10 protein-coding genes and 2 pseudogenes are annotated in these 10,827 nt (G+C 64.4%); 9 read left to right on the top strand and 3 right to left on the bottom strand.

Features of this window, described 5'->3' with window-relative positions; translation table 11 throughout:
* Nucleotides 1-988: phage major capsid protein (locus tag Q0O40_RS13570; protein WP_295530865.1), on the top strand; the 988-nt coding region annotated here is incomplete at its 5' end.
* Nucleotides 989-1,006: 18 nt separating this feature from the next.
* Nucleotides 1,007-1,192: a hypothetical protein gene (locus Q0O40_RS13565; RefSeq protein WP_295530867.1), complete on the top strand. Its 186-nt coding sequence runs from the start codon at nucleotides 1,007-1,009 to the stop codon at nucleotides 1,190-1,192.
* A 65-nt stretch (nucleotides 1,193-1,257) separates the two neighbouring features.
* Here the strand turns inward: Q0O40_RS13565 and Q0O40_RS13560 are convergent.
* Nucleotides 1,258-1,455: pseudogene (locus tag Q0O40_RS13560) on the bottom strand (DUF2924 domain-containing protein); the annotation flags it as partial.
* A gap of 250 nt (nucleotides 1,456-1,705) precedes the next feature.
* On the opposite strand from Q0O40_RS13560, the gene Q0O40_RS13555 reads away from it, so the two are divergent.
* The 4 genes from Q0O40_RS13555 (at nucleotide 1,706) to Q0O40_RS13540 (ending at nucleotide 4,048) form a co-directional block, all read left to right on the top strand.
* Complete coding sequence (locus Q0O40_RS13555; RefSeq protein WP_145071964.1) at nucleotides 1,706-1,900, top strand: hypothetical protein; 195 nt, start codon at nucleotides 1,706-1,708, stop codon at nucleotides 1,898-1,900.
* 108 nt (nucleotides 1,901-2,008) lie between these two features.
* A complete protein-coding gene (locus Q0O40_RS13550) occupies nucleotides 2,009-2,296 on the top strand; it encodes a hypothetical protein (RefSeq protein ID WP_295530859.1) in 288 nt (95 codons plus the stop codon).
* Between the two features lie 28 nt (nucleotides 2,297-2,324).
* Nucleotides 2,325-3,101 (top strand): amidohydrolase family protein, encoded by a 777-nt coding sequence (locus Q0O40_RS13545; RefSeq protein ID WP_295530856.1) that lies wholly within the window; start codon nucleotides 2,325-2,327, stop codon nucleotides 3,099-3,101.
* Entirely contained in the window at nucleotides 3,098-4,048 is a 951-nt protein-coding gene (locus Q0O40_RS13540) for an amidohydrolase family protein (RefSeq protein ID WP_295530854.1), read from the top strand. The genes Q0O40_RS13545 and Q0O40_RS13540 overlap by 4 nt, the downstream gene beginning before the upstream one ends.
* A 149-nt stretch (nucleotides 4,049-4,197) precedes the next feature.
* Here the strand turns inward: Q0O40_RS13540 and Q0O40_RS13535 are convergent, their stop codons facing one another.
* Nucleotides 4,198-5,334 (bottom strand): aromatic ring-hydroxylating dioxygenase subunit alpha, encoded by a 1,137-nt coding sequence (locus Q0O40_RS13535; RefSeq protein ID WP_295530852.1) that lies wholly within the window; start codon nucleotides 5,332-5,334, stop codon nucleotides 4,198-4,200.
* Between the two features lie 99 nt (nucleotides 5,335-5,433).
* On the opposite strand from Q0O40_RS13535, the gene Q0O40_RS13530 reads away from it, so the two are divergent.
* Genes Q0O40_RS13530 through Q0O40_RS13520 form a run of 3 tightly spaced genes read left to right on the top strand, consistent with a single transcriptional unit; the run spans nucleotide 5,434 to nucleotide 9,121 of the window.
* The gene (locus Q0O40_RS13530) at nucleotides 5,434-7,083 is read left to right on the top strand and encodes an NAD(P)/FAD-dependent oxidoreductase (RefSeq protein ID WP_295530849.1); all 1,650 of its coding nucleotides are present in this window, start codon (nucleotides 5,434-5,436) and stop codon (nucleotides 7,081-7,083) included.
* Nucleotides 7,083-8,486 carry an APC family permease gene (locus tag Q0O40_RS13525; protein WP_295530846.1) on the top strand — a complete coding sequence of 468 codons (1,404 nt, stop codon included), beginning with the start codon at nucleotides 7,083-7,085 and terminating at the stop codon, nucleotides 8,484-8,486. Before Q0O40_RS13530 ends, Q0O40_RS13525 begins: the two co-directional genes overlap by 1 nt.
* Nucleotides 8,486-9,121, top strand: a complete 636-nt coding sequence (locus tag Q0O40_RS13520; protein ID WP_295530843.1) for a TetR family transcriptional regulator C-terminal domain-containing protein — start codon at nucleotides 8,486-8,488, stop codon at nucleotides 9,119-9,121. The genes Q0O40_RS13525 and Q0O40_RS13520 overlap by 1 nt, the downstream gene beginning before the upstream one ends.
* 144 nt (nucleotides 9,122-9,265) lie before the next feature.
* Here Q0O40_RS13520 and Q0O40_RS13515 read toward each other — a convergent pair.
* Nucleotides 9,266-10,827 (bottom strand): annotated as a pseudogene (locus Q0O40_RS13515) (calcium-binding protein); the annotation flags it as partial.

Here is a 10,827-nt window from a genome sequence, read left to right as displayed (position 1 = left end):
TGGTGCTGAAGGCGCCGCTCTCGAGCTGACGCCGCCAGCTCCATGCTTTGGCGATGGCCTTCAGGATGTGCGGGTCGACGCCGCCGGTGTCCGGCGCGATGTCGACCGGTGGCATGATCTTTGGTCGTCCGTTGCGCTTGCGGATGGTGGCGCGGCTGACCGTCTGCCCGGCATTCTGGCGCCCGGCCAGCGCCGCCTGACGGTGCGCGACCTACTCACACCGGGCCGGACCTCCAGCACCTCTGTGCAGTATGTGAAGGAGACCGGGTTCACCAATGCCGCGGCGACCGTTTCGGAAACGACCGGCGCGCTGAAGCCTCAGTCGGACATCAAGTTCGACATCGCCACCTCCAGCGTCACCACCATCGCCCACTGGGTCCTGGCCACCCGCCAGATCCTCGATGATGCGCCGATGCTGCAGTCCTATATCGACGGTCGCCTGCGCTACGGCCTGACCCTGGTCGAGGAAAACCAGCTGCTCAACGGCGGCGGCACCGGCACGGACCTCAACGGCATCTACACCCAGGCCACGGCCTTCACCGCGCCCATCACCATCCCCGCGCCGGTGACCCGCATCGATGTCCTGCGCCTGGCCGTCCTCAAATCGGCTCTGGCGGAACTTCCGACCACGGGCGCGGTCCTGCACCCGGCCGATTGGGCCAGCATCGAGCTCCTGAAGGAAACGACCGGGGCCTATCTGATCGGCAATCCGCAAGGCGCGCTTGCGCCCACCCTGTGGAGCCTGCCGATCGTCGCCACCCAGGCCATCTCCCAGGGCAACTTCCTGACCGGCGCCTTCCGGCTCGGGGCCCAGATCTTCGATCGCTGGGATGCTCGTGTGGAGGTCTCCACCGAGGACGACCAGAACTTCCGCAAGAACCTCGTGACGATCCTGGCCGAAGAGCGTCTGGCGCTCGCGGTCTATCGCCCCGAGGCCTTCGTGAAGGGCGCCTTCGCTGCTGCCGCCACCGCGGCGACCGCTCCGTAATCCTGCAAGGAGAGCACCATGCTGATGAAGGCGATTGATACGCTTCATGTGAGCGCGGTCGGGCCGGACAATATCCAGCCCGGCCAGACCTTCGAGATCAACGACGGCGACGGCGCCATCCTGCACGAACGCGGCCTGGCCGTGCCTGTGGAGGGTGGGTCTGATCCCGACCCTGCGCCGACCCTCAAGGCTCGCGCCAAATGATCACCACGCTCATCCCATTCGCGCACCAGCCGGGTGCCGATGACCGGGTTGCGGGGATCGCTGATCACCGTGCGCCGGACCTTCTTGCCCTCGACCTCGTCGGCCAGGGCGTCGAGCAGCTTGGCGGCCGGGCCACCCAGCCCTCCGAGGGCCAGTTCCTGAATCCTGTAGGCGAGCCGATGTTCCAGAAACTGCCGGCTGTTATTCGGCGCAGGCGTGCCGATCAGGCTCTGCCACTCCGCCTTCAGTTCAACCACCGACATAGTTTTCGTCGCGGCGACCCTGCTGCAGCAGACCTGTTGCGCAGGGTCATCGAGACTCCAACGGGACGGGTTTTCGTCACCGCCTGCTGGAGGACGCCATGTCCGTCAAACACCTGAACCAGATCGACCTGGCCCGCCGCTGGAGCATCGCCGCCAACGGGGCGCTGTCCACCAACGAGGCTTGAACCGCCGTCCCTATCATCAACCCGGCCACCCGCGATTGTCGCTGGCTTTTTTATGGAGAAACGACATGGAAGAACTGAAACCTTGGTGGGCATCCAAGGCCATCTGGACCGGTGTCATCGGCAGCCTGTGGGGCGTGGCCGCGGCGCTCGGCATCTTGCCCGAGGGGCTGACCCAGGCTGATGTCCTGACCGTCGTGCTGGCACTGACCGGCATCGGCAGCGTGGTGTTCCGGAAGACGGCCAAGGCGCGGATCGGGTAAGAAATCCTTCTAGCTTAATAGGCTGGCTGGAAATTTGGCCGAGAAAGTAACCTCAGGGCGGGCAGTCTGATCGAGGCGCACCTTGGAGACACAGCAGGGCTGAGTCGTATGTTCGACCGTAAGCCTGTTTCGGCCGAAGCGGTATACCTACACGATGCCGATGGCCTCGATTGGCTCGGCGCGATCGGGGTTTACCGCCTCGTCGCCATTGTCGATGCAGGAGGAAGTCAGCCAGATGGAGCGACAGTGGTCGCGATGTTGCGGCAGCGCCTGACCCAAGTTCCAGCGGGGATCGCAAGCCCTTCGGGCAAGCGGTTGCTTTCGGCGCGCGAAGCGGCACTGAAGACATTCCTAGATGAGCTTTCGAACCAAACAGAGGCGCTCAAGACGCTTTGAATCTTGCAGCAGGAAGGATCCAATACGCATGGCCCAGTCGACCGCCTTGTCCCTCTCCCCGATTTGCGGCAGTTTCCTGCTGGCAAATGCAGTATTCGCCAGTCAAGCCTTCGCGCAGCCCGCTCCGGTCGATCTGGTGTTCGTCCACGGCACGGTGCTGACCCCGAGCGGAAGCGCGCAAGCGCTCGCGGTGGCGGGTGGCACGATTGTCGCGGTCGGCTCGGATGCCGAGATTGAGGCCATGGCGCCCGCTAGCGCGCAAAAGGTCGATCTTGCCGGGCGGACCATGATGCCCGGCCTTTATGACATGCACGTCCACACCTACTTCGCCGGACGCGGCAAACTCTCATGCCGGTTTGTGCAAGGAGCTGGTGCTTCTGCCATTGCGGTGGCGGTGAAAGCCTGCGCAGCCAAGGCAAAGCCGGGGGAATGGATCATCGGTGGCAGCTGGGTGGGCGCGGCGTTCAAGCCGGGCGAGCAGCACCGCCGCTTGCTCGATGCAGCAGCACCGGCCAATCCGGTCTTGCTCAACGACGAAAGCCTGCACAGCGTCTGGGTCAATTCGCGCGTGCTCGCGATTGCCGGGATCACCCGCGCCACCAAGGCCCCGACCGGCGGGGTGATCGACCGCGACGCTAAGGGCGAAGCCACCGGCGTGTTGCGCGAAGTGGCATCGCGCGATATCGAACGGTTCATCCCCAAGGTCAGCGTGGAAGACCAGATCGCCGCTATCAAGGCCGCGACCGACGAAATGCTCTCCTACGGCATTGTCGGCTTCACCGATGCGGCGGTGCGGCGAAAATGATCGAAGGGCTGTCCGGCTACGCGCGCTCGGGCGGCCTCAAGCAATATGCCCGCGGCTGCATTGTCTGGGGTCCGAACTCGGGGAACAGCGAGGGCCTGATCGCCGAGAGGCAGGCGTGGAGCACCGGGCGGCTCAAGCTGGACTGCGTAAAGATGTTCCTCGATGGCGTGCCGCTTGAAGGGCGCACTGCCGTCATGCTCGCACCTTATGAGCGCCGCAGCGGCGCCCATGATGAGCAGGGCCCGGGCGACGGGCGCGGCCTCAAGCTGATCCCGGAGGACATTCTCTTTCCCGCCGTGACTGCCTTCGACCGGCAGGGTATTCAGGTCAAGTTCCATGCCGCCGGGGACGGCGCGGTGCGCGAAGCGGTGGAAGCCATCGCGGCGGCCCGCAAAGCCAATGGCGATACCGGCCCGCATCACGAGATCGGCCACAACACTTTCATCGATGCGGCCGATGTGCCGATGGGCCGCGCGCTGCATTTCACTTGGGAGCTTTCGCCTTACATCTGGTGGCCTACGCCGATCACCTCGGTCGATATCGCCGAGGCTGTGGGAGCAGAGCGCATGAAGCGGCTTTGGCCGATGCGCGAGGCGATCGAGGGCGGCGCGAACGTGGTGATCGGTTCGGATTGGCCGGTGGTGCCCTCGGTCAATCCCTGGCTGGCGTTCGAAACGCTGGTCACGCGTCAGGTACCGGGCGCGACAGGCGATCCGATCAACGCAGGCCAGCGCATTAGCCGCGAACAGGCTATGGCGCTGCTCACGCGCAATGGGGCGGCAGAAATGGGCCGGCTCGATCGCGGCGGCACGCTGGAGCCGGGCAAACTCGCCGATCTCATCATTCTGGATCGCAACCCGATGACAGTGCGGGTGGGCGAGATTTATCAAACCAAAGTGCTGGCGACCTATATCGCCGGCGAAAAGGTGTTCTCCGCAGCAGAGTGAGCAACCACATCAGCAACCGCCGCCTGTTTTTAGCTGATGAGCGGCCAAGGAGCCGTAACCCATCGATCCCGGCGCGCTGATAAGGCAATGCCTCAAGCAAACCAGGGCGTTTCAAGACGCGCATGGCTGGCGCGGCGCCGAGTGGCGGGTCAGGGCTTGTGGGTCCGGCTGACATAGCGGCGAATGTCGAGGCTGAGGTCCTCGATCGGCGCGTAATAGCCATGGGTGTGGACGCGGGCGGTGATGCCCGATTGCACGCGCTCGCAAACCGCCCAGTCCTGCCGGTTGACAAGATCCCAGAAGTCCGCCGCATCGGCAGGATCGAAATTCGCCTGCGCCATTTCATCACGGTGGAACAAGAAACGGCACTCGATCACGGTGCGGTCTGCCGCCACGGGCCAGAGCACGAATGCGGCGGCATGATCGCACGAGACGCTGAGCATGAGGTTGGGATAAACGAGTTCGCCCTTGTGCCTCACTTTCTCCTCTTCGGAGAGGCCGGGGAAGGGCGCGCGCGCCGTTGTGCCGGTCAGGGTGTAGGTGTAGGCACCCTCGCGGTGCGGGATGCCCGCTTCCCAATCGAGATTAATGCCGCCGCGATCCCGGAACGCGGGAACGATGGCGCATAACTCGGGGTGGACGCCGGGGCAGTGGTAGCACTCGTTGTAGTTCTCGAGGATCAGCTTCCAGTTGGCGTTCACCTCATAGCGGATCGTTCGCGCCGTCTGTAGATCGGCGAGCGGATAGTTGGCGAGGCGGCGTGCGGGATCTGTCAGTTCCGCGTTGAAATCTGGCGCGGTTTCAGGCGAGAGATTGAGGAACACGAACCCGCCCCACGTGGCGACGCCGACTTTGTGAAGCGGGAAGTCTGATTTGTTAAAGCCCGGCGTGTCCTGCAGTTGCGGCGCGGCCAGCAGCTTGCCGTCAAAGCCATAGGACCAGCCGTGGTAAGGGCAGCGGATCATATTGCGCCCGACAACGCCCGCATCGAGCGCCACGCCCCAGCGCGCATCGTTCGCCACATCGCACATGCGCGAGCCGCGATGGCGGCAAACGTTGTAATGCGCATGGAGCACGCCGGCCTTGTCGCGGACAAGGAGCACGCTCTCGCCGACAACATCGAGCACGAGGTGGTCGCCGGCTTGCGCCAAGTCTTCTTCGCGCGCGGCGCAAAACCACTGGTGGTGAAAGATGGCGGACCGGTCTGCAGCGAAGGCTTCGGCTGTCAGGTATGCGGTGCTGGGCAGCGACTGTTCCATTCCGCCGTTTGCCGGGTGCTGGGTCATGACCATGCCTTTCGCGCCGCTTATTGGACACTTGCCTTATAAGCAGGCCTGAGGCACCTATCCAGTAGCAATCCATCGGGTGAGGACAAGTTACCGGCAATGGCATTAGGGGCGGCATTAGGGGCGGCATCAGGAGCGGCACCGGCAGCGCAGCAATATGATGCGATCGTGATCGGTGCGGGTCACAACGGGCTGACCGCAGCTGCCTATCTCGCCCGCGCAGGCCGTTCGGTGCTGGTGCTCGAAGCGCGCGGGGTGGTCGGCGGGGCCTGCGTCACCGAAGAGGTCATTCCCGGCCACCGCGTTTCCTTCACCTCCTACATCGCATCGATGCTGATGCCGACGGTGATCCGCGATCTCGATCTTGGCCGCCACGGCCTGCGCATGGTGGCCTGCGATCCGATCCTCACGGTTCCGCTGGGGGGTGGCGAAATCATCCGCTGGTGGGCAGACCCTGAGCGCACAGCGCAGGAAATTGCCCGGTTTTCCGCCCGGGATGGCGCAGCATTTCTGGAAGTGGATCGCAAGCTCAAGGCCTTGGCGGCCTATCTTCAGCCGTTCTTTCTGGAATCTCCGCCCGATCTGGCGGCGCGCGGGCTCGACCGGCTGCGCGAGGGGCTGCGCTTGATCCGCCGCTTCCGCCGCATCAAGGGCACCGAAATCGGCGAGATGGTGCAATTCCTCACCGGCAGCCTCGGCGAATTTCTTGACCGCCATTTCGAGGCGGAGCCGGTCAAGCGCATGATCCTCGCGAACAACGTCTATGGCAAGCACGGCGGGCCTTATGAACCGGGCTCGGCGGTGGGGCTACTGTTCCATCTGCTCGCTGGCGGCGATCATGCGGTGCAGGGCTTCAACGGCCATGTCATGGGCGGAATGGGCGCGGTATCCGGCGCGATGGCAGCGGCAGCGCGGGGCTTTGGCGCAGTGATCGAGACCGATGCACCCGTGGCGCGCGTCGATGTGGCGGATGGCCGGGCGCAAGGCGTGACGTTGACGGATGGGCGGCAGTTTCGCGCAGACGTGGTGCTGTCTAACGCCGACCCCAAGCGCACGTTTCTGGGCCTGCTGAGCGCAGACGAGCTGCCCGAAGAGTTCCGCCGCGACATTGCAGCGATCAAGATGGGCGGGCCTGCAGCCAAGCTCAACATTGCGCTCTCGGGCGAGCCGACGGTGATCGGCCGCGCGGCGGATGCGACGCCCCTCGAACGCGCCTTGCTCACCATTGCACCCACGCTCGAAGGCGCGCAGCGCTGCGCCGATATTGCGCGTTTCGGCGATGTGCCGGAAGAATTGTGGATCGATTGCGTGATCCCCAGCCTTGTTGATGACAGCTTGTGCCCGCCAGGGCATCACATGCTGACCTGCTTCATCCAGTATGTGCCTTACCATTTGCGCGAGGGGACTTGGGACGAGCGGCGCGAAGCCTTCACCGATGCGATTATCGCGCAGATAGCCCGCCATATGCCTGATCTGCCGGGCCTGATCCTTGGCCGCACGATGCTGACCCCGCTCGATCTGGAGCGGATCTACGGTCTCACCGAAGGCAATATCTTCCACGGAGATCTGCATCCCGGCGCGCTGTTTTCGATGCGCCCGGTGCCGCGTTGGTCGCAATATCGTACGCCGGTGCGCGGACTTTACCTTTGCGGGGCAGGGGCCCATCCCGGCGGCGGAGTGACCGGCGCGCCCGGGCACAACGCCGCGATGCAGGTTTTGCGCGATACCAAAGGGCTTAGAAGGGGCTGATGTCCGGAGCAGCACCCCATCCGCCGAAGGTCATGGGTGTTGCCGATCTGGCGATGTTCTACATTGTGACCGGGGTCAGCCTGCGCTGGATTGCGACCGCCGCTGCATTCGGGCCGAGTTCGATCGTGATCTGGATAGGTGCGCTGCTCGGTTTCTATCTGCCGTTCGTGCTCGCCATCGTCGAGCTATCCTCGCGGTACCCGCAGGAGGGCGGGCTCTATGTCTGGACGCGGCAAGCCTTCGGGTCCTACATTGGTTTCATGGCGGGGTGGAGCTACTTCACCTCGAATCTCCCCTATTTCCCGAGTGTGCTCTATTTCGATGCAGGCAATGCGCTCTACATCGGCGGCACGCGGTGGCTTTACCTCCGCGATAGCCCCGCCTTTTTCATGAGCTTCGCGCTGCTGGCGCTGCTGTTCATCACGGTCGTCAACATTGTCGGCCTGCGCTTCGGGCGCTGGCTGCACAATGTGGGCGCGGTGGGCATGTGGGGGCCCGCGTTGATCGTGATCGTGATGGGGGGGCTCGCGTGGTGGAATTATGGCTCCGCCACAGCGTTTACGCCCGATTCCTTCGTGCCGGTGTTCGATGTCCAGCACATGATTGTCTGGGCCTCGATCGCCTTTGCGCTGTCGGGCGCCGAGACCGCTTCGTTCATGAGCGGCGAGATCAAGGACCCGCGCCGCACGATCCCGCGTGCTTTGCCGATTGCGGGCGTCGTCATCGTCTCGAGTTATGTGATCGGCACGTTCGCCGTGCTGCTGGCGATGCCCTCGAGCGAGGTGAACACCTTGCAGGGTCTCATTCAGGCCGGAGCGGTTGCCGCTCAGCGGCTTGGCGCGACCTGGATCATCGTACCGCTCGCGCTCCTGATCACCATTGGCAATCTGGGCGCGGCGAGCGGGTTCCTTTCGTGCGCCGCACGGATTCCATTTGCTGTTGGCATCGATCGGCTGCTGCCGCCGGTGTTCGCGCGGGTCCATCCCAAGTGGGGTACGCCCTATGTCGCAATTCTGGTGCAAGGCGGGCTGGGCGCGGTACTTTGCATTCTGGGGCAGGCCGGGACCGGCGTGAAAGGGGCCTATGACGTGCTCGTCAGCATGGGCATCATCGCCGCGTTCCTGCCGTTCGCGCTGGTGTTTCTCTCGGTGATCCGCCTGCAGGGCCAACCGCCCGGCGCGGCAGTGACACGCCTGCCCGGCGGGCGCTTCACCTCCACCGTGTTTGCCTGCATCGGACTTGCGACCACGCTGGCAGCGCTCGTGCTGGCGGCCTTTCCCGCTGCCGACGAGCCGAACAAGGTGCTCGCGGTGATCAAGATATTTGGCCTTACTGCGGTGCTGCTTGGCAGCGGAACGCTGGTCTATGTGCTGGGGCAACGGGCTGCACGGCGCGCGGTTTGATGGCAAGCTTGCCCGAACAAGTCCGCAAGCCCCGGGCGCGTCGGGCATCACCTCTTGCGCGGCGGGAAGACCTCCTGGCCGCTACGGTGAGCTGCCTTGCCCGCCTCGGCCCGCACGGCACGACAGGGCGGGAGATCTGCCGCCAGGCCGGGGTCTCGCATGGCTTGCTCCGGCACTATTTCAGCAATCCTGACAAGCTGTTGCTCGAAACCTATGAGCAGCTTTGCGAGGATATGCTCGCACATCTTGAGGCGGTAGCGTTGCCTTTCGCCGCCAATCCGTGGGACGCACTCCACCGATATTTTGTCGCGGTGTTCTCGGATGAATGGGCAAGCCCCGAGATCATCGGGGCCTGGCTGGTCTTCTGGCAGCAAGCGCGCAGCCGCGAGGACTTTGCCGCCGTTAGCCATGATTTCAACTTGCGCCAGCGCGCGCTGCTCGAACAGCTGGTCGTGCAGCTGACGGCCGCTGCCATGGCTCCTCCGCCAATCTTGCCGATGGCCGATGCAATTGCGCTACTTTCGGCGGTGCTCGATGGCCTCTGGATCGAGTACTATCTTTGCGATGACCGCACCCCTCGCGCACGTTGCGTTGCGCTGTGCGATGCAGCCGCGCGCATGCTGTTTGCGGCCTGAGGGCATGCCTCGGGATTAACCCTGACGCGCACTGTATTAACAACAGCCCCCCGGCGATCGGCTCTGGGTTGAGCGATGGCCGGGGGGCTGGTGCATGTTGTTTCGGAGCGGCGCGCTGCGCCGCTCCGGTTGATCGAGGTGTGATCAGGCCATGATCAGGAAGTCATCGAACGCGAGGGTGGGATGCACCGTCTCGCCGATGGTCGCCACATGCACTTGCGCGCCGATGCCGGTGCCATCGCGGTCGTAGTAGAGCCGGCCGGTGGCCTCGTCGTAGATGATCCGGTCGGTGGTATCGTGCGCGCTGGCGCCGGCGTAGAAGGCATCGGTGCCCAGCCCGCCGATGGTGCCCAGCGCGGTGAACACCACCTTGCTGAACGCCAGCTTGTCGCCTTCGGCCCGGCTGAAGTCGGTCACCAGGTCGGCGCTGCTGCCCAGCGACGCTGTCGTCGTGGATGCGAACAGGAACGTGTCGGCACCAAGTCCGCCTGTCAGCACGTCCTCCCCGGTCCCGCCGTTGAGCGTATCGTTCCCGCCCATGCCCAGCAGGGTGTCGACACCGCCCGCGCCGAACAGGATGTTGTCGCCGCCATTGCCAGTCAGGATATTGGCAGTCCGGTTGCCCGTGCCGTTGATGGCGTCGGTGCCGATCAACAGCAGTTCCTCGACATTGTTTCCGAGCGTGAAGGTCGCCGAGGCTTCGACTACGTCTCTGCCCCCATCTACCAGTTCGCGCACCACATCGCCGGTGTTATCGACGATGAAGCGGTCATCGCCTGCGCCGCCGACCGCCGTATCGGTGCCGAGGCCGCCGTCGAGCAGATCGTTGCCAATCCCGCCGTTGAGGCTGTCGTTGCCGTCCATACCCAGCAGCGTATCGTTGCCGTCATTGCCCAGCAGGTTGTCAGCGCCGGCACCGCCCGTGAGCACGTTGGCAAGGGCATTGCCGATCGCCCGGCCGCCGGTTGCCTCGGTGTAGGTGAACGTCAGGTTCTCGACGTTGTCGCCCATCCGGTACGAAGCAATCGCGGTCAGGACCGTGTCGGTGCCCTCGCCCGCAACCTCGATCGTCTTATCGGCAACCGAGTCGACGATGTAGGTGTCATCGCCAAGCCCGCCATTCATCGTGTCGTTGTTGGCACCGCCGTCGAGCGTGTCGTTGCCGGCAAACCCGTTCATCGTGTCGTTGCCAGCCAGACCCTGAATGATGTCGTCGGTGTTGGTGCCGCTCAGGAAGTCAGGACCAAGGCCGCCGATGATCACATCGGTCGCATCGGTCACCGTGACCGCGATCGCCTGCGTGACGCTCAGCGTGCCGTCGGAGGCGCGGACGATCACGTCGTAGACGTTGTTACGGCCCACATCGCCCGGAGCTTCGAAGTTCGGCGCCGAGACGAACGACAGCGCGCCTGTCGTCGTGTTGATCGCAAACCGGGTCGCATCCGCCCCGCCGGCAATCGTGTACCGCAAGACAGCGCCCGCATCGGCATCGGTCGAGGTGACGGTCGTCACCGCGGCGATATTCTCCGCCAGGCTGATCGCTGCCGTCGCGCCGCCGCCGTTCGAGGTGATCACCGGCGTATTATCGTTCACGTTCGTGACCGTGACCGCGACATCCTGCTCTGCGGTGTTGGTGCCGTTGGAGGCGACAACGCGCAGGTCATAGACGTTGTTGGCGCCTGCATCGGTCGGCGTCTCGAAGTCCG

This window comes from Novosphingobium sp. Chol11, assembly GCF_945870625.1.
Taxonomy (GTDB): domain Bacteria; phylum Pseudomonadota; class Alphaproteobacteria; order Sphingomonadales; family Sphingomonadaceae; genus Novosphingobium.
The sequence above is the reverse complement of the archived record's forward strand: the minus strand, read 5'-3'. Positions and strand labels throughout refer to the sequence as shown.

Coding starts and splice junctions, on each gene's coding strand:
- Q0O40_RS13565 (WP_295530867.1), top strand. CDS start 1,007: ATGCTGATGAAGGCGATTGATACGCTTCATGTGAGCGCGGTCGGGCCG.
- Q0O40_RS13525 (WP_295530846.1), top strand. CDS start 7,083: ATGTCCGGAGCAGCACCCCATCCGCCGAAGGTCATGGGTGTTGCCGAT.
- Q0O40_RS13540 (WP_295530854.1), top strand. CDS start 3,098: ATGATCGAAGGGCTGTCCGGCTACGCGCGCTCGGGCGGCCTCAAGCAA.
- Q0O40_RS13545 (WP_295530856.1), top strand. CDS start 2,325: ATGGCCCAGTCGACCGCCTTGTCCCTCTCCCCGATTTGCGGCAGTTTC.
- Q0O40_RS13535 (WP_295530852.1), bottom strand. CDS start 5,334: ATGACCCAGCACCCGGCAAACGGCGGAATGGAACAGTCGCTGCCCAGC.
- Q0O40_RS13555 (WP_145071964.1), top strand. CDS start 1,706: ATGGAAGAACTGAAACCTTGGTGGGCATCCAAGGCCATCTGGACCGGT.
- Q0O40_RS13520 (WP_295530843.1), top strand. CDS start 8,486: ATGGCAAGCTTGCCCGAACAAGTCCGCAAGCCCCGGGCGCGTCGGGCA.
- Q0O40_RS13530 (WP_295530849.1), top strand. CDS start 5,434: ATGGCATTAGGGGCGGCATTAGGGGCGGCATCAGGAGCGGCACCGGCA.
- Q0O40_RS13550 (WP_295530859.1), top strand. CDS start 2,009: ATGTTCGACCGTAAGCCTGTTTCGGCCGAAGCGGTATACCTACACGAT.